The organism is Kineococcus esterisolvens, from assembly GCF_050871405.1.
Classification (GTDB): domain Bacteria; phylum Actinomycetota; class Actinomycetes; order Actinomycetales; family Kineococcaceae; genus Kineococcus.
The window spans coordinates 26,021-42,441 of the sequence record NZ_JBJLRI010000035.1 but is presented as its reverse complement, the minus strand read 5'-3'; the positions used below and the strand labels follow the sequence as shown (position 1 = coordinate 42,441).

At 76.7% G+C, this 16,421-nt stretch carries 18 protein-coding genes and 1 tRNA gene; 6 read left to right on the top strand and 13 right to left on the bottom strand.

Annotated features, from left to right (window positions below; all coding sequences use genetic code 11):
• The first annotated feature begins 118 nt into the window (after positions 1 to 118).
• The gene (locus ACRYR8_RS12440) at positions 119 to 1,714 is read left to right on the top strand and encodes an MFS transporter (RefSeq protein WP_432484857.1); all 1,596 of its coding nucleotides are present in this window, start codon (positions 119 to 121) and stop codon (positions 1,712 to 1,714) included.
• On the opposite strand, the gene ACRYR8_RS12435 is transcribed toward ACRYR8_RS12440, so the two are convergent.
• Together ACRYR8_RS12435 and ACRYR8_RS12430 are read right to left on the bottom strand one after the other, a co-directional pair.
• The gene (locus ACRYR8_RS12435) at positions 1,695 to 3,527 is read right to left on the bottom strand and encodes a SpoIIE family protein phosphatase (protein ID WP_432484855.1); all 1,833 of its coding nucleotides are present in this window, start codon (positions 3,525 to 3,527) and stop codon (positions 1,695 to 1,697) included. The two genes, ACRYR8_RS12440 and ACRYR8_RS12435, sit on opposite strands and share 20 nt — an antisense overlap.
• Positions 3,528 to 3,649: 122 nt before the next feature.
• Complete coding sequence (locus ACRYR8_RS12430; RefSeq protein ID WP_432484853.1) at positions 3,650 to 4,237, bottom strand: hypothetical protein; 588 nt, start codon at positions 4,235 to 4,237, stop codon at positions 3,650 to 3,652.
• A 226-nt stretch (positions 4,238 to 4,463) separates the two neighbouring features.
• On the opposite strand from ACRYR8_RS12430, the gene ACRYR8_RS12425 reads away from it, so the two are divergent.
• Both ACRYR8_RS12425 and ACRYR8_RS12420 read left to right on the top strand, forming a co-directional pair.
• Entirely contained in the window at positions 4,464 to 5,123 is a 660-nt protein-coding gene (locus ACRYR8_RS12425; RefSeq protein WP_432484851.1) for a PilZ domain-containing protein, read from the top strand.
• 205 nt (positions 5,124 to 5,328) lie between these two features.
• Positions 5,329 to 5,598 (top strand): hypothetical protein, encoded by a 270-nt coding sequence (locus tag ACRYR8_RS12420; RefSeq protein ID WP_432484849.1) that lies wholly within the window; start codon positions 5,329 to 5,331, stop codon positions 5,596 to 5,598.
• Positions 5,599 to 5,743: 145 nt separating this feature from the next.
• On the opposite strand, the gene ACRYR8_RS12415 is transcribed toward ACRYR8_RS12420, so the two are convergent.
• From ACRYR8_RS12415 to ACRYR8_RS12385, 7 genes are all read right to left on the bottom strand, one after another.
• Positions 5,744 to 6,385 carry an NAD(P)-dependent oxidoreductase gene (locus ACRYR8_RS12415; RefSeq protein WP_432484847.1) on the bottom strand — a complete coding sequence of 214 codons (642 nt, stop codon included), beginning with the start codon at positions 6,383 to 6,385 and terminating at the stop codon, positions 5,744 to 5,746.
• Between the two features lie 143 nt (positions 6,386 to 6,528).
• Positions 6,529 to 7,665, bottom strand: a complete 1,137-nt coding sequence (locus ACRYR8_RS12410; RefSeq protein ID WP_432484845.1) for a baeRF2 domain-containing protein — start codon at positions 7,663 to 7,665, stop codon at positions 6,529 to 6,531.
• A 65-nt stretch (positions 7,666 to 7,730) separates the two neighbouring features.
• Positions 7,731 to 8,150 carry a YchJ family protein gene (locus tag ACRYR8_RS12405; RefSeq protein WP_432484843.1) on the bottom strand — a complete coding sequence of 140 codons (420 nt, stop codon included), beginning with the start codon at positions 8,148 to 8,150 and terminating at the stop codon, positions 7,731 to 7,733.
• A 6-nt stretch (positions 8,151 to 8,156) separates the two neighbouring features.
• Positions 8,157 to 9,680, bottom strand: a complete 1,524-nt coding sequence (locus tag ACRYR8_RS12400) for an LCP family protein (protein WP_432484841.1) — start codon at positions 9,678 to 9,680, stop codon at positions 8,157 to 8,159.
• A 124-nt stretch (positions 9,681 to 9,804) separates the two neighbouring features.
• Positions 9,805 to 9,966: a hypothetical protein gene (locus ACRYR8_RS12395; protein ID WP_432484839.1), complete on the bottom strand. Its 162-nt coding sequence runs from the start codon at positions 9,964 to 9,966 to the stop codon at positions 9,805 to 9,807.
• A 10-nt stretch (positions 9,967 to 9,976) separates the two neighbouring features.
• On the bottom strand, positions 9,977 to 10,687 hold the full coding sequence (locus tag ACRYR8_RS12390; protein WP_432484837.1) for a class E sortase: 711 nt from the start codon (positions 10,685 to 10,687) through the stop codon (positions 9,977 to 9,979).
• Complete coding sequence (locus tag ACRYR8_RS12385) at positions 10,684 to 11,430, bottom strand: DUF881 domain-containing protein (RefSeq protein ID WP_432484835.1); 747 nt, start codon at positions 11,428 to 11,430, stop codon at positions 10,684 to 10,686. Before ACRYR8_RS12385 ends, ACRYR8_RS12390 begins: the two co-directional genes overlap by 4 nt.
• A 127-nt stretch (positions 11,431 to 11,557) precedes the next feature.
• Here ACRYR8_RS12385 and ACRYR8_RS12380 point away from each other — a divergent pair, with 127 nt between their 5' ends.
• Positions 11,558 to 11,908: a cell division protein CrgA gene (locus ACRYR8_RS12380; RefSeq protein WP_432484833.1), complete on the top strand. Its 351-nt coding sequence runs from the start codon at positions 11,558 to 11,560 to the stop codon at positions 11,906 to 11,908.
• 336 nt (positions 11,909 to 12,244) lie between these two features.
• On the opposite strand, the gene ACRYR8_RS12375 is transcribed toward ACRYR8_RS12380, so the two are convergent.
• Positions 12,245 to 13,096 carry a rhomboid family intramembrane serine protease gene (locus ACRYR8_RS12375; RefSeq protein WP_432484831.1) on the bottom strand — a complete coding sequence of 284 codons (852 nt, stop codon included), beginning with the start codon at positions 13,094 to 13,096 and terminating at the stop codon, positions 12,245 to 12,247.
• Between the two features lie 84 nt (positions 13,097 to 13,180).
• Positions 13,181 to 13,711: a peptidylprolyl isomerase gene (locus tag ACRYR8_RS12370; RefSeq protein ID WP_432484829.1), complete on the bottom strand. Its 531-nt coding sequence runs from the start codon at positions 13,709 to 13,711 to the stop codon at positions 13,181 to 13,183.
• 157 nt (positions 13,712 to 13,868) lie between these two features.
• On the opposite strand from ACRYR8_RS12370, the gene ACRYR8_RS12365 reads away from it, so the two are divergent.
• The gene (locus tag ACRYR8_RS12365) at positions 13,869 to 14,840 is read left to right on the top strand and encodes a hypothetical protein (protein ID WP_432484827.1); all 972 of its coding nucleotides are present in this window, start codon (positions 13,869 to 13,871) and stop codon (positions 14,838 to 14,840) included.
• 51 nt (positions 14,841 to 14,891) lie between these two features.
• On the opposite strand, the gene ACRYR8_RS12360 is transcribed toward ACRYR8_RS12365, so the two are convergent.
• Positions 14,892 to 14,964, bottom strand: a tRNA-Ala gene (locus tag ACRYR8_RS12360).
• 13 nt (positions 14,965 to 14,977) lie between these two features.
• Positions 14,978 to 15,094 carry a DLW-39 family protein gene (locus tag ACRYR8_RS12355; protein ID WP_242130002.1) on the bottom strand — a complete coding sequence of 39 codons (117 nt, stop codon included), beginning with the start codon at positions 15,092 to 15,094 and terminating at the stop codon, positions 14,978 to 14,980.
• Positions 15,095 to 15,259: 165 nt separating this feature from the next.
• Between ACRYR8_RS12355 and ACRYR8_RS12350 the strand changes: the two genes are divergently transcribed.
• Positions 15,260 to 16,420, top strand: a complete 1,161-nt coding sequence (locus ACRYR8_RS12350) for a glycosyltransferase (protein WP_432484825.1) — start codon at positions 15,260 to 15,262, stop codon at positions 16,418 to 16,420.
• Position 16,421 lies beyond the last annotated feature (1 nt).

Sequence of the window (16,421 nt, the reverse complement as noted above, 5' to 3'; positions counted from 1 at the left end):
CCGCCCCCCCCCCCCCCCCCGCCCGCCCCCCCCCCCCCCCCCCCCCCCCCCCCCCCCCCCCCCCCCCCCCCCCCCCCCCCCCCCCCCCCCCCCCGAGCCACCGACCGAGGACTCCCCCGTGACCACGCCCGGCCCCCGCACCTCCCCCGAGACCCCCGTCCCGCGCGCCGGCGCCCGCCAGTGGGCCGCGCTGGCGGTGCTGATGCTGCCGGTGCTGCTCATCTCGGTGGACACCACCGTGCTGAGCTTCGCCGTCCCGCACCTGAGCACCGCCCTGACACCCACCGGCACGCAGCTGCTGTGGATCGTGGACGGCTACTCCCTGGCCATCGCCGGGCTGCTGGTGACGATGGGCGCCCTCGGCGACCGCTCCGGCCGGCGCCGGCTGCTGCTCGTCGGCGCCGCCGGGTTCGGCGCCGTCTCCGCGCTCGCCGCGTTCGCCCCCTCCGCGGAGACGCTCATCGCCGCCCGCGTGGCCCTCGGCGTCTTCGGCGCCACCCTCATGCCCTCCACGCTGGCGCTGCTGCGCAGCGTCTTCCCCGACCGCGAGCAGCGGCGCACCGCCTTCGCCGTGTGGGCGGGTGCGTTCGCCGGTGGCGCCGCGCTGGGGCCCGTGGTCGGCGGGCTGCTGCTGGAGCGGTTCTGGTGGGGCTCGGTGTTCCTGGTCAACGTGCCGGTGGTGGTGCTGGTGCTGGTGCTGGTGCCGCTGCTGGTGCGCGAGTCGCGCTCGTCCGCGCCGGTGCGGCTGGACCCGCTGAGCGCCGCGCTCGCCACCGCGGCCATGACGGGCGTGGTCTACGGCGTCAAGGCGCTGGCCGACCACGGCCCGGGCGCCGCACCGCTGGCGGCGCTCGCGGTGGGCGTCGCGCTGGGCGTCGCCTTCGTGCGGCGGCAGACGACGCTGGCCGAGCCGCTGCTGGACGTCGGGCTGTTCCGGCTGCCGGTCTTCCGCACCGCGGTGCTGGCCAACCTCATGAGCATCTGCGGCATGACGGGGATGCTCTTCGCGGTCTCGCAGTACCTGCAGCTGGTGCTGGGCCTGTCGCCGGTGCGCGCGGGCCTGCTGCTGCTGCCGGGCGCGGTGGTCTCGGTGGGCGCCGGGCTGCTCGCCGCCCGGCTGGCCCGGCGCGCCCGCCTGGACGTGCTGATCGCCACCGGGCTGCTGCTGGGCACCGCCGGGTACGCCGTGGCCGCCACCCTGGGGCCCGCCGACGACGGGGCCGCCACCCGCAGCGCCGTGCAGCTGGCCGTGGCGTTCGTCGTGCTGTCCGCCGGCGCGGGCCTGGCCGAGACCCTCACGAACGACGCGATCCTGTCCACGGCACCCGCCGACCGCGCCGGCGCCGCCTCGGCGATCTCCGAGACGGCCTACGAGGTGGGCGCGGTGCTGGGCACGACGGTCCTGGGCAGCCTGCTCAACGCCGTCTACACGGCGCAGGTGCGGGTGCCGGCGGCCGCCGACGCCGGGCAGGCCGGGGCCGCCGCCGAGACCCTCGGCGGAGCGGTGGAGGTGGCGGGGCAGCTGCCGGGCGCTGCCGGCGCCCAGCTGCTGGACTCCGCCCGCGAGGCCTTCGCGCACGGCCTGGACACCACCGCCGTGGCCGGGGCGGTGCTCACCGCGCTGGCCGCGCTGGTGGTGCACCGGCAGCTGCGCCCGAGGGCGCGGGGCGTGCGCGAGGTGGGCGCCGGGGTCGTCACCCGCTCCGGGTCGTGAGCGCGGGCCCCGCGCCCCGCACGCGCAGGGCGAGCAGGACGACGTCGTCCTCGGCGGTGCCGGCGACCTGCTCGAGCAGCGCGTCGCACAGCGCCGCGGGGCCGAGGCCGGCATCGGTCAGGGCGCCCGCGGTGCGCGCCAGCCACGCCAGGCCGGCGTCGAGGTCGCTGTCGCGGCGTTCGACCAGGCCGTCGGTGTACAGCAGCAGCGTCGCACCGGGCGCCAGGTCGGCTTCGTGGTCCGAGCGGGGGGTGTCGGCGTCGACGCCGAGCAGGAGCTCGGCCTCGCTGCGCAGCAGCTCGGTGCGCCCGTCGGGGTGGATCAGCAGCGGTGGCGGGTGCCCGGCGTTGGACCAGCGCAGCCGGTGCGCCCAGGGGCCGCCCCGGCTGGCGTCCCGCTCGACGCTGACCACGACGGCGCTGGCCGGGGCCTGCACGACCAGGCCGCGCAGCGCCGCGTCCAGCAGCCTCAGCACCCCGGCGGGTGGTTCACCCACGGTGTAGGCGAGGGCGCGCAGCATGCTGCGCACCTGACCCATGGTCGCTGCCGCCTCCCGGTCGTGGCCGCACACGTCGCCGACGACCAGGGTCGTGTCGCCGCGGGGGGTGACGAAGCTGTCGCACCAGTCCCCGCCGACCCGGGCGTGCTGCGCGGCGGGGCGGTAGCGGGTGACCACGTCGAGCCCTTCGGCGTGGACGGGCTCGCTCAGCAGCGCCCGCTGCAGCGCCTGCGCCAGTTGCGCGGTCTGCTCCGCCTGCACCCGCTGCGCCTCGCGCGCCCGGATGCGGGCCAGGGCCTGCGCGCACTGCGCGGCGAAGGCGTCCAGGACGTCCAGCTCGGCGGGGGTGAAGGCCTGCGCCCGGCTCCAGCCGATCAGCAGCGAGCCCAGCACCACGCTCCTCGCCGCCGCGGGACCGGGGCCGGTGGTGGTCAGCGGCAGGCAGGCCCAGGCCTGGCAGCCGCTGTTGACGACGATCTCCTCCGCGCCGTGCCCGTAGGCCACGGTCTGCGCCCGGTCGCGCAGCAGGATGCGGCGACCGGTCGCGGCGCTCACCGCCGCCGGGAGGGGGCTGTCGAGGGGCAGGGTGGAGTACAGCACCTGGATCCGGTCGCCCAGCGAGGCCGTGATGGACAGGCGGACGACGTCGCCCTCGCGCACGGCGACGGCTCCCCCCTGGGCGCCCAGCGCCGCCAGGGCGCGGTTGACGAGCACGTCGGTCAGCTCGTCCACGTCCTCGGCCGCGGCCACGCGCACGGCGGCGTCGGCCAGCGCCGCCAGCTCCCGGGCCCTGGCGCGCTCGGCCTCGCGGGCGGCCCGCGCCTCGCGGACGCGGGCGAGGACCTCGGACTCCGCGACCATGGCGCGGGTCCGCCACCGCTCCTCGGCGCGGTGCCGCCGCCGGCGGGCCCGGCGGTCGTGGACGTGCTCGGTGGTCTCCTCCACGCGCTGGAGGATCAGTTCGACGTCCCCGGACTCGTCGAGGACCGGCACGGCGAGCGAGGACCACCGGCGCTCCGCGGCCCGGCCGTCGCGCGGGTCGGCGACGGCGTAGGGCTCGCCGGGCGGCACCTCGGGGGCGCCGGTGGCGAGGACGTGCTCGAGGCAGCGCTGCAGGCGCTGCGCACCGCCCCGGCCCAGCACCGCGGGACGGGGTGGGAAGGCCTCGAGCACGTGGCGGCCGGCCAGCTCACCGGCGCTGACGCCCACCAGGCGCGCGTAGGCGGGGTTGACCTGCACGACCACCAGGTCCGCGTCGAGCAGCAGGTGCGGGGTGGGCAGGGCGTCGAACAGGCGCAGGTCGTCCGGCTGCACGTCCACCCCTACCCGCCGACGCTCAAGCACTCACTCCCAGCGAACCACTCACCCTCAGTGAACCCGCCCGTGCCGCGGACCGCACGCGCGAGCCCGGTCGGGCAGCTCCCCGGACCGGGCCGTCACCGGGGGCCGGGGCCGGCGGGGCGCGGCAGGAGGGTCGCGGCGCGGCGGCGGTGCAGCTCCTCGGCGGCGCGCAGCTGCTGCTCGGCGCGGCGGGGCAGCTCCCGCACGGCGCGGGCCCGCTCGTCCTGCTCCCCGGTGGCCGCACCGACCGTCTCGACGACGTCGGCGAGCACCCGCGCGGCGACCTGGCGCCGGTGCATCCCGGCCAGCAGGTCCTCCAGCTCCAGCAGCGCCTGCACGGCGTCCTGGCGGGCGGAGGGCGGGGTGGGCAGCCGGTCCACGACGGGCAGGCGGTGCAGCAGCGGCAGCAGCCGGGAGGCGCGCGAGGAGGCCCACCCGAGGCCGAGCACGGCCCAGTCGGTGGGGACGCCCAGGCGGCGCACGGCCGCGCGGACGGTCGCGCGGTCGGCGGCGACCTGCCGGCGCAGGTCGGCCAGCACCGTGCGCTCGGCGGCGAGGTCGGGGTCGCGGGAGGCGCGGCGCAGCTGGTCCAGCAGGGCGCTGCTGCGGGCGAGCTGCTCGTTGAGGTAGGCGGCCAGCGCCGGGTCGACGGCCGGGCGCGGGGTCCGCAGGCGCATCAGCACGCGGGTGACGCTACGGGGGTGCGGCCGGGCGGTCGAGCGCGGGGGCTGAGCAGGGCTGAGCAGGGCTGAGCAGGGCTGAGCAGGGCTCAGCGGGGCCCAGTGTGGCTCGCGAGGGGGCTCGGTGACCTTCACCCATCCGGGTGGCGGAGCCCGAACGGGTGGAAGCACACCCCAGCAGTAACGTAGCGTGCATTTATAGTCACTAACAGCTGACACAGGGGGACGGATGGACAGCGCCCAGGGCGGTCTGCTCATGACCGAGGGACCCGCGGTCGACACGACCGTGACGCTCATGACCACGACCGGCACCACCGACACCGGGCACCGGGTCCACACCGGCACCGTCCGCTCCTGGACGGCCGGGGTCGCCGGCCTCGTGGTCACCAGCCACGTCGCCGCCGACCCCGGCACCGTCGAAGCCCTCGACGGCCAGCGCGTCTGGGTGAGCACCGAGGCCGGTGAGCCCGGCGCCGTCGTCCCGCACGCCGTCTTCCAGGCCGTCGCCCAGGCCCACCGCACCGACGAGCTGGCGCTGACCGGCGTGATGCTGCTGGCCGCCGAGACCCGCCGCGGCGCCGTGCGCGTGCCCGCCTCGCTGCCCGTGCACCTGACGACCACCGAGGGCGTCGCCGACGCCCGCACCGTGGACCTCTCGCGCAGCGGCCTGCGGCTGGAGACCGACGACCTCCCCGCCGAGCGCACCGAGGTCGACATCGCCCTCGAGCTGGGCACCGGGCTGGAGGTGCACGCCCGCGGCGAGGTCGTGCGCGTCGACGACGAGGCCCGCGAGGCCGTCGTGCGGTTCGTCCAGATGGACCGGAGCACCGCCGAGGTCCTGGAGCGCAGCGTCCTGTCGCAACTGGCGAAGCGGAACCCGGGTTCCTGACCCCCCACGCGCGCCGGTGGCCGGGCGGCCCCTCCCCCACCCGGCCACCGGCGCACCCGGGACGGGCACGGGACCCGGCCGGGACGACGGCGTCCCGCAGCGGGACCGCCGGCCGGTTTGGCGGGACGACCAGGGGGTAGCGGACGAGTGCGGCGCCGACCGCGCCGCGACACCGACGCGCGATCCGACCAGGAGGCGACGACCAGTGGCCAACGTCCCGCAGCCCGTCAACGACAACACCATCAAGGTCCGTCAGCTCAGCCACTACCAGTTCTCGTGGGTGGCCGGCGAGCCCGGGCAGAACGGCACCTACACGCTGCAGCTCGTGCTCGACGAGGGCGCCTGGGAGGAGGTGCTCACCCTCACGGCGGACGACGCGGACGCGCTGCAGGACCTGCTGGAGAACACGAAGGTCGTGCACTACGACATCGAGCGCCGGACGCTGATGTTCGGGGTGACCCCGGCGGGTGAGTGAGCCGGACCGCGCCTGAGGCGGCGGCCCGGGGAGTCCGCGGGCGTTCTTCCCCAACACTCGAAGCCCCCCGGGCCGCCGACCCCAGTCCACCACGGACCCGCACCGACGGCCACCCCCGCCGGGCGCGGCCGTCGGGGCGCGGCCGTCAGTGGGCGACGGTGAACCTCCGGCGCCGGTGCGCCGCCCGCTCCACCTCGTCGGCCACGGCGATCGCGAAGTCGTCGCCGGAGATGGACGAGACCCCCGCCTCGTCCGTCAGCAGCACGTCGCCGCCCGTGCGGTACGACCCGGTGCGCTCGCCCGGGGCGAAGGCGCCGAAGCCGGCGGCGGGGCTGACGTAGAACCAGTCCAGGGCCTCGTCGGCGCCGCGCAGGTCCTCGAGCACCTCGGCGGCCTCCTGCGCCTCGGGCTTGAACTCCTCGGGGAACGCTTCGGTGTCCAGCAGGCGCGGGCCGTCCTCGGACACGCGCAGCGACCCCGCACCCCCCACGACGCCCAGGCGCACGCCCTTGCGCTGCGCGAGCGCGGCCACGTCGCGCAGGACGCCGCGCACCTCGCCGGCCAGCTCCCCGCGCGGCGCCAGCGCCGACACGACGACGTCGCCGGCGACGACCCGCTCCAGGAAGTCGCGGTCCAGCACCGAGCCCGCGACGTGCCGGACGCCCTCGCTGGCCCGCTCGGGGACGGTGCGGCTGACCGTGGTGACCGCGTGACCGCGCGCGGCGAGCTCACGGGCGATGCGGCTGCCGGCGTACCCGGTGCCGCCCAGGACCGTGACCCTTGCCATGCGTGCGCCTCCTCGTCCGGGTCCACGGTGGACCCGCACGGCCACCGTAGGAGAACGCGTCCGCGCCGGGAAGGACGCCCGCGCCGGTGGCCGCGGGAGCGTCGGCTCCCCCGGCCACCGGGGTGCGGGGCCTGCGGGAGGGGTCAGGCGGGGGTGGAGGCGTCCGCGTAGCGCAGCACCGCGCCGATGCCCTCGACGAGGTCGGGGCGCTCGGCGACCAGCTCGATCTCGGCGTCCGAAGCCGCCAGGGCCCGCACGATCGCCGAGTCGGCGCGCACCTCGACCGGTTCGCCGTCGCCGCCGAGGGCGCGCACCTCGTCGGCGGTGGTGCCGATCTCCAGCGGCGAGGCCCCCACCCACAGGGTCCGCGAGTCCGCACCGGGGTCGGGGTCGTCGCGCAGCAGCACGGTGCGCACCTGCCCGCGGCGCAGCGCGTCCACCACGGGTGCCAGGCCCTTGACGGCGCGCCCGCCACGGCCGACCTCCTGCTCGAACTCGTCGACGACGGCGTCGCGACGGCGCCGGCGCACCTCCTCCAGCGCCTCGGCGACCGCCGCGTTGAAGGACTCCTCGTGCACCCCCGCGTGCCGGCTGCCGCCGGGCACGTCGACGAGCAGCTCCAGCACCGGCTTGCCGGCCTTGCTGCGCAGCGACGCGGCGGCCTTGGTGTCACCGGTCAGCAGGACCACCTCGGGGTGCTCGCGGCGCACGATGTCCCCGAGCTCCTCGGCGACCGCGGCGGCGTTGTGGTCCCAGGAGTCCTGCACGGCGTGCTGGTAGCGCAGGTGGGCCCAGCCGCCGCCGGGGATCTTGTGCAGCAGGTCGTGGCCGGCGGTGACCTCGCGCACCTCCTCGCTGCCGCGGGGCGCGTCGGAGCTGGTGACGGTGATGTCGGCGCCGGCGCGGTCCAGCTCCACGAGCACGTACCGCACGTCGTCGGCCAGCGAGCGCACCAGCGGCATCAGGTGAGCCACCGGGCCGGTGACGGCCTCGTCCTGCGCGGGCGGGTCCGGCAGCAGCACGTCGATCTCGAGCCCGGCGGCGGAGGCGATGAGCCCGCGCCCCACGGGGCCGCCGACCTCCGGCGGGGTGGTGGCGACCCCGTCCAGGACCGCCAGGGCGGCCTCGGGGGCGCCCTGGCCGGCGAGCGAGTCCCGCGCGTCCTTCCAGCGCAGGTCGATCTCGTGAGCGCCCTTCTCGCGCGTGCGTGAGACGTCGACGTAGACGCACACGTGGGGGCCGGGATCGGTGGCGACGGGCTTGAGCCAGTCCAGCTTCACGGACGTGTCCTCCTCAGCGAGCTTCGACAGGACGTGTTACCCGGTCTTACCCAGCGTGGCGGGGGTCAATCCCCCGACACGCCCCCCGCGGGCCCGGTGTAGAACCACCGCCCGCCGGCGCGGCGGAACGCGGACACCTCGTGCTGCACGTCGCGGCGGCCGCCGGCGCGGGCGTGGGCCTCGAACTCCACGGTGCCGGTGTCGTCGAACGGCCCGCCGGCGGTCGTGGCGAGCACGAGCAGGCGCCGCCAGCGGGTGCCGCTGCCGGTCAGGTCCAGAGCGGCGGGGCGGGTCGCCGGGTCCCAGGTGCGCAGCAGGTACGGCTCGTCCTCGCGCACGAAGGCGCTGTAGCGCGAGCGCATGAGCGCCTCGGCGGTGGGGGCGTGCTCCCCGGTGAGCTCACCGGCGTGGTACCGGCCGCAGCAGGCGGCGTACGGCTCGCCCCAGCCGCACGGGCAGGGCGCCTGGGCGTCGACCTCGCGCACGGGCGGTCAGGCGCAGATGTCGTCGGTGGCGACGCGGGCGGCGATGGTCGGGCTCGGGGCGGCCGGGGCGGCCGGGGCCGCACCGGTGACGCGCGGGCGCACGTCCACCACCGAGTACGCCGCGCTGGACACCTCCACGACGACGGTGCGCCCGAGGCCGTCGTCCACCTCGGTGGGCGCACCACCGAAGGCGGCCGCCACGGTCGCGGCGCTGTCGGCGCGCTGGGGGCCGTGGCGCACCAGCACCGGCGCGGACGGGTCGGTCGCCTCGCCGTCACCGGCTCCGGCCACCGCGAAGCCGACCCCGGCGAGCGCCTCGGAGACCGCACCGGCCGTGCCGGCGGGGGCGCCGACGTTGAGCACCTGCACCGTCACGTCGCCCGGCGCCACCACCAGCTGCGAGGTCGCCGACGGGTCGGCCGTGGCGGTGGGGGTGGCCTGCGCCGCGCCGGCGGTGTCGGTGCGGATGCGCTGCCACAGGTCCTCGGCCGCCGCGGTCCACTGCACGCGCGCCTCGTTCGGCGGGTACGGCTCGGTGGGGACGGTGACGAAGCGGACGCCGCCGGCGGGCAGGTCCCGCAGGCTCTGCGCCAGGTCCACCAGCTGGCCGAGCTCGGCCAGCTCGGGGTCGGTGGTCACCGACTCGGTCGCCGCGTCCAGGAACGAGTACAGCCGGTCCGGGCGCAGCAGCATCTGCGAGCTCGTGACCTGCTGCACGATCGAGGACATGAGCGCCTGCTGGCGCTCGATGCGGGACAGGTCGGAGCCGTCGCCGATGCCGTAGCGCACCCGGGCGTAGGCCAGGGCCGTCTCGCCGTCGACCCGGTGGGTGCCGGCCTCCAGGTGCAGGTTGGCCCTCTCGCTGTCGATGTCCTGCGGCGTGCAGATCGTCACGCCGCCCAGGGCGTCGATCATGGAGCGGAAGCCGCTGAAGTCCACGACCGCGTAGTGGTGGACGTAGACGCCGGTGAGCGCCTCCACCGTCCTGATGGTGCAGGCCGCCCCGCCCTCGGAGAACGCCGAGTTGAAGATGTCGACGTGCGCCTCGACGGTGCTGCCGTCCGGGGCCGTGCACTCGGGGATCTGCACCACGGAGTCGCGGGGGATGCTGACGAGGGTGGCGCTCTCGCGGTCGCCGGCCAGGTGCACCAGGACCGTGGTGTCCGAGCGGGCCCCCGGGTCGGCCTCCACACCGCCGTAGACGTCGCCGGTGCCGTCGGCCAGGGCGCGGGTGTCGCTGCCCATCACGAGGATGTTCACGGGTGAGGTCTCGTCCGCGCCGGCGCCCTCGTCCGGGCGCTGCCCGAGCAGCCCGGTGACGTCCTGCGCGGTGATGTTGCCCTGCAGCCGCTGGTAGGCGTAGACGCCGCCGGCTCCCGCGGCCAGCGCCAGCACCACGAGCGCGACCGCCGCCACGCGCAGCACGCGCCGGGCCGTGCCGTGCTCGTGGCTGGCGTGCCGGCCCCGCGGGCGCAGGCCCGCACCGGGCACGTCGGCGCGCGGCGGGGTGGGGCCGGTCGTGGTGGGCACGCCCCCACGGTACGGCGAGCACCGGACCGTCGCGGTCCTGATCCCCGGGCTCACGCAGCGCGTGCGCAGCGCGTGCGCCACGTCTTCACAGGGCGGCCCCGCGGGGGCGGCCCGGCGGGACGCGTCAGGCGCCGCCGACGGTGCCGTCGTTGATGGCCAGCCGGTCGGCCAGGAACGGGAAGACGACGGTGAAGCACAGCAGCACCAGCCCGGCCGCCGCCAGCAGGCTGATCAGCAGCCGCAGCCACCACGGGCCCGGCAGCAGGCGCCACCACCACGCGTACACCCCGGCCCCCTCAGCCGACCGCGGCCAGCGAGGCGGGCGGCCCGGCGGTGCGGTCCTGCACCGACTCCAGCAGCGCGTGCACCACGTACCGCTCGCGCGCGGAGTGCACGGGGTGGCAGGCCGTCATGGTCAGCCACGCCTCGGTGGGCTCGGCGCCCGGCCGGCCCGGCACGGGCGCGATGACCTCCACCTGCTTCGGGGTGACGACCCGGTGCGAGCGCACCCGGTACGTGTACCAGCGGTCCGCGGTGGCGACGACGACGGCGTCCCCGGGCTGGAGGTCCGCGATGAGGTGGAAGGGCTTGCCGTAGGTGACGCGGTGCCCGGCGAGCGCCAGGTTGCCCGCTTCGCCGGGCATCGCGGTGCCGGCGTAGTGGCCGATGCCGCCCTTGAGCTCCTCGGTGCCGGTGCCCTCCACGACGGGCACGGCGTAGTCGGCGCCGAAGCGGGGCACGTAGACGACGGCGAAGGCGTCCCCGGCGGGCGGGGTCCGGTCCACGTCCGGCACGGCGGGCTGCGCGGGAGCGCTCGCCGCCGGCGCGGGCGCGGCGGGCGCGGCGGGCGCGGCGGCCCACTCCTGCTGGAGGTCCGCGACGGTCGCGGCCTGGGCCCGCGCGCTGGTCAGGTCCGTCCAGTGCAGCTGCCAGACCAGGAACAGCAGGGTCAGCACGCCGGCGGTGACCAGCAGCTCGCCGAGGACGCCCACGGCTCGGCGGATCACGCGGCGACCCGCGCGGTGTCGAAGCCGGTGGGGCCGTCGAAGGCGGGCAGCACCAGGGCGCCGGCCCCCTCGCGGGCGTCGACGGACCAGCCGAGGCCGTACGCGTCGACGTACTGGCGGTAGACCGCGACCTGCGGGCTGGCGGCCAGCGCGGCGGTCAGCGCGGCGGGGTCGCCGATCGCGGAGATCGCGTAGGGCGGGGAGTAGGTGCGGCCCTGCAGGACGAGCACGTTGCCCACGCACCGCACGGCGGAGGTGGACACCACGCGCTGGTCCATGATCGACATCGCTTCGGCGCCGCCGGCCCAGAGGGCGTTGACGACGGCCTCGACGTCCTGCTGGTGCACGACGAGGTCGTCGGGGCTCGCGGAGGCGGGACGCACGTGGTCGGGGGCGTCGTCGAGGGTGACGGTCACGCCCGGGCCGGTGACGGCCAGCGCACCGGAGGCGGTGCCGAGGGCCGGGTCGGCCAGCGGGTCGACCAGCGGGCCCGCCGGCGCGGCGGCCGCGTCGCTGCCGGTGCTGAGCGCCTCGACCTCGGCGCGCAGGTCGCCGACGCGGGCGGCGCGCTGCTCGTTGAGGCGGGAGCGCTCGGCGACGAGCGCGCCCAGGTCGGCGGTGTCGGAGCGCAGGTCGGTGCCGCGGGAGGTCAGGGCGCTGGTGGTGAACAGCAGACCGGCCAGCGCGAACACGCCGGCGACGGCCGTGCGGGCGCCCGCCCTGCGCAGGGTCCGTACGCGCACCTCTCCCCCTCCCCCACCCCGCTCACGCGCCGCACCCGTGGTGCGACCGTCCGCGAGGCCTGCTCGCACTACGCTAACCGTGCGAACCGCGTGCTCCTGCACCACCCGTCCCGACCCGGAGGTTGACGTGCCCAAGTCCCGCCACGAGCGCGATCGCGACGAGGAGGGGGCCGCCGAGGGCACCGGTGCGACCGCGGAACAGCCCGCCGGGGACGCGGCCGCGGAGGCCCCGAAGCGCCGTCGCCGCCGCGGCGGCGAGGGCGACGAGACGGACCGCGCGATCAAGGCGCGCAACCGGCTGACCCCGCGCTGGTGGGTGGCGGTCATGGTGGCCCTGATGGTCCTGGGCCTGCTGTGGATCGTCGTCTTCTACCTCTCCAGCGCGCAGTACCCGGTGCCCGGCTGGGGCAACTGGAACCTGGTGGCCGGTTTCGGCCTGGTGCTCGTGGGCTTCGCCATGACGACGCGCTGGCGCTGACCCACCCCCGACGCGGAGGGCCCGGGACGCGGACCGGCGTCCCGGGCCCTCCACCTTGTGAACGCTGCGTAGTCAGTCAGCTACTCACGGCACTTCCCCTGGGAAGGTCACCCCTGTGGACAGCTGGGGGTCGCCTTGTGGACCGCTGGAGGACACCGCGGGGGACGAGGACCCCGCTGTCCACAACCTTTGTCCACCGGTTCGTCCACAGCCTGTGGATGACTGTGGGAAACGAGGGATCGTGTCCACACCCGAACCCACAGCAGGTGGACAATCACAGCCTGTTCGCACAGCTGTGCGAACAGGCTGTGGACAGCCGACCGGGGCTCGCGGGCGTCAGACGACGGCGTGCGAAGCGGCGTACACCAGCAGGGCAACCACGACCGCCGCGACGGCGGCCAGCCCGCCCCGCTGCGCGTGCGGGCGGCGGCGGGTGCGCACCAGCAGCGTGGCGACCAGCACGCCCGTCACCAGCCCGCCCAGGTGCGCCTGCCACGAGACCCCGCTGATCACCAGGCCGAGCACGAAGTTGATCGCCACCAGGGCCACCACCTGGCCGGTCTGCCGGCCCAGGTCGCGGTTGACGACGACCAGCGCCCCGAACAACCCGAACACCGCGCCCGAGGCGCCCACCAGGCTCGTGTTCGCCGTCAGGGGCAGCAGCAGCGCCCCCACCGCACCACCCAGCGCCGAGAGCACGTACAGCGCCGCGAAGCGCGCCCGCCCCAGCAGCGGTTCCAGGTAGGTGCCCGTCAGCCACAGCGCGTACGTGTTGAACAGCAGGTGCAGCAGCGAGGCGTGCAGGAACGCCGACGTCAGCGGCTGCCACCAGGTGCCCGCGCCGAAGCTGTTGGCGTAGCCGGCGTCGTTGACCAGCGGCAGGTAGTAGTAGACGTCCGCGGGCACGACGTAGCGCGCGGCGAACATCGCCACGCACACCACGACCACGGCCTTCGTGACCAGGGTGCTGCGGCCCCGGACCGCGCCCCCGAAGGCCGTGCGGGGCTCGCGCACCGAGCGGTTGCCCTCGGTGACGCAGTCCACGCACTGCACCCCGACCGCGGCGGGGCGCTGGCACTGCGGGCAGGCGGGCCGCTCGCAGCGCTGGCAGCGCACCCACGACTCGCGGTCGGGGTGCCGGGGGCAGACGGGGACCCCGGTGGAGGTCTCGTTCGCGGCGTCGCTCACGGTGCGCCCAACGCTCCGGGAGCCGTCACCGTTCGCACCGTCCGCGCTGGGCGGAACACCACCGGGGTCGGGGTCCGGCCGGGATCAGCGCTCGACGTCGACACCGGTGATGACGACCGCCTCGCGGGGGGCGTCGGCCGGGCCGGTGGGCACGCTCGCGATGGCGTCCACGACGCGGCGGCCCTCCTCGTCGGCGACCTCGCCGAAGATGGTGTGGCGCCCGTTCAGGTGCGGGGTCGTGGCGACGGTGATGAAGAACTGCGAGCCGTTGGTGCCGTGACCGGCGACCTTGCCGGCGTTGGCCATGGCCAGCAGGTACTTCTTGTCGAAGCGCAGGTCGGGGTGGATCTCGTCGTCGAACTGGTAGCCGGGGCCGCCGCGGCCGTCACCGCGCGGGTCGCCGCCCTGGATCATGAAGCCGTCGATGACGCGGTGGAAGGTGAGCCCGTCGTAGAAGGGCTCCGTCTTCGTCTCGCCGGTGGAGGGGTCCTTCCACTCCTTCGTGCCCTCGGCGAGGCCGACGAAGTTCGCCACGGTCTTCGGGGCGTGGTTCTCGAACAGCTCGATGCGGATGTCGCCGTGGTTGGTGTGCAGGGTCGCGCGCATGCGGCTCATCGTCGCACGGGGGCCCCGGGCCACCGCACGCTGGCGCGGACGGCCCGGCTGCGGTGGGATGGCGGAGGTGATCGTCGCCCGGGCACGCTCCCGGGCCCCGGGGCGTTGGCCCGGGCGGGACGAGGATCGAGACGAGGATCGAGACGAGGAGGAACGGATGTTCCTGACCAGGAGCCGGCCCGGCAAGATGACGCAGGTCCGCGACCAGGGCACGGCCCTCGCGGAGAAGGCCCTGACCGAGAAGGTGGCCCCCGCCGTGGAGAGCGCCAGGACGTGGGCGACCCCGCACGTGGAGACCGCGCGCACCTGGGCCACCCCCCACGTGGAGACCGCGCGCACCTGGGCCACCCCCCACGTGGAGACCGCGCGCACCTGGGCCACCCCCCACGTCGACACCGCGCGCACCTGGGCCACCCCCCACGTCGACACCGCGCGCACCTGGGCCACCCCCCACGTGGAGACGGCGACCCAGCGGGTGGGTCCCGCCGTGGAGACGGCCCGGGAGAAGCTCGACGAGCTGCTGCCCCGCGTGGTCGACGCCGTGCAGGAGGCCGCCGAGACCGCCCGCACGGCCGCCGACGCCGCGGTCACGGCCGCCGCCCCCGCGGTCACGGCCGCCACGACCGCAGCCGGCACCGCCACCGCTGCGGCCGCCAAGAGCGCCAAGGGCGCCGCCGCGGCCGCCAAGGGCGCCGCGGCCGTCAAGGGCGCCGCAGCCGCCAAGGGGGCCGCCGACGGCACGAAGGTCGCCCGCGAGCGCAGCGCCGGTGCCCTGGCGGTGCTCAAGGGCGAGGCGACGGCGAAGAAGGCGGGGAAGTCCGGGAAGGGCCGCAGGTTCCTGCTGGTGCTGGCCCTCGCCGGGGCGGGCGCCGCCGCGTTCAGCGCGGTGCGCAGCCGCAAGCAGGAGGACCCGTGGGCCACGCCGGGCGCCGCGTGGACGCCCGCCACCCCCACGAACGAGCCCACCGCCACCCCGGCCCCCGTGCCGGACGCGCCGTCCGCGGGCGCCTCGCCCGCGGAGGCCACCGAGGTCCAGGTCGGCGACCTGCCCGACGAGCCCCCCTCGAACGCCGTGAAGAACTTCGAGGAGGCCACCGCGCCCGTCGAGGACGACGGCAAGAAGGACTGAACCGCGACGAAGGCCCCCGCCCTGACGGGTGGGGGCCTTCGTGGTGCCGGGTGGAGGCGAGGGGACTCGAACCCCTAACCCCCTGCTTGCAAAGCAGGTGCGCTACCAATTGCGCCACGCCCCCGGGGGTACCGCGCTCAGCGCACGGTGTCGGTGGCCTCCGCCCAGAGGTCGCGCTCGGCCTTCGCCGACGCCTTGCGGCGCCACGCCAGGGCGGCGCCCGCCACGGCGGCCACCAGCAGCAGCTTCTTCACGCGTGACCTCCACGAGGTGTCCAGAACGGCCTCGAACGTTAGCACGGGGCCACCGGAGCGCCGCGGATCACAGCACCCTCCGCCGCCCCGGCCCGCCCGCACCGCTCAGGTCCGCGCCGCCCGCGCCGAAGGGGGGACGACCCGTCACAGGCAGCGCAGAGGACCATGAGCACACCGCACCCCGCCCCGCCCGGGCCCGGCACGAGCGCCGCGGCCCCGCGGGAGCGCGCCGGCCCGCGCACCGCCGTGGTGCACGAGTGGGTCGCCGCGCGCGCCGGCGCCGAGCAGGTGTTCGAGGCGCTGGCCGGGACCTGGCCCGACGCCGACCTGTACGCCCTCAGCCGCGCGCCCGGCGCGCAGCTGGACCTGCAGGGCCGCCAGCTGCGCACCACGTTCCTGGACCGGCCCGCCACCCGCGAGCGGCGCGCGCTGACCCTGCCGCTGATGCCGGCGGCCTGGCGGGCGCTGGGCCGCGGCGACTACGACCTCGTCGTCACCTCCCACCACGCGTTCGCCACCTCGCACCGCCTCACCCGCCCCGGCGGCACCCACCTCGCCTACGTGCACACCCCCGCGCGGTACGTCTGGAGCCCCGAGCTGGACGGCCGCGGCACCTCGCCGCTGCTGGCGCCGGCGCGGCGCGCGCTCGCCGGCGTGGACCACCGTGCCGCCGCCCACCTGAGCGGGGTGGCCGCCAACAGCGCCGAGGTCGCCCGCCGCGTGGAGCGCTTCTGGGGCCGCGAGGCCACCGTCGTGCACCCCCCGGTGGACGTGGCGCGCTTCGCCCCCTCCCCCGCCGACCGCGACGAGCTCGACCTGCCCGAGGGGTACCTGCTCGCGCTGGGCCGCTGGGTGCCCTACAAGAACCACCTCCTGGTCGTCGACGTCGCCGAGCGGCTGGGTCGCCCCGCCGTCCTCGCGGGCGCCGGTCCGCTGGCCGCCGCCCTGCGCGAGCGGGCCGCGGCCGCGTCGGTGCCGGTGCTCGTCCTGGAGCGCCCCGGGGACGCGCGGGTGCGTGAGCTCCTGCGGCGCGCCGCCGCACTGGTGTTCCCCACCTTCGAGGACTTCGGCATCGTGCCCGTGGAGGCCATGGCCTCCGGCACGCCCGTCGTGGCGCTGGCCCGCGGCGGCGCCGCCGAGACCGTCGTGGACGGCGTCACCGGCGCCCTGGTGCCCGAGCACCACGCCGCCGCCTACGCGGAGGCGGTCGCCCGCGCCGAGGCGTGCTCCCCCGCCGCCTGCCGCCGGCGGGCGGCGGGCTTCGGGCCGGAGCGCTTCCGCGAGCAGGTCCGGGCGTGGGTCGCCTCCCACGTCGGGGGGCGCTGAC

What these genes read in the sequence shown, in the direction of transcription:
- ACRYR8_RS12365 (WP_432484827.1), top strand. Translation starts at nt 13,869, where the DNA reads ATGTTCCTGACCAGGAGCCGGCCCGGCAAGATGACGCAGGTCCGCGAC.
- ACRYR8_RS12425 (WP_432484851.1), top strand. Translation starts at nt 4,464, where the DNA reads ATGGACAGCGCCCAGGGCGGTCTGCTCATGACCGAGGGACCCGCGGTC.
- ACRYR8_RS12415 (WP_432484847.1), bottom strand. Translation starts at nt 6,385, where the DNA reads ATGGCAAGGGTCACGGTCCTGGGCGGCACCGGGTACGCCGGCAGCCGC.
- ACRYR8_RS12370 (WP_432484829.1), bottom strand. Translation starts at nt 13,711, where the DNA reads ATGAGCCGCATGCGCGCGACCCTGCACACCAACCACGGCGACATCCGC.
- ACRYR8_RS12350 (WP_432484825.1), top strand. Translation starts at nt 15,260, where the DNA reads ATGAGCACACCGCACCCCGCCCCGCCCGGGCCCGGCACGAGCGCCGCG.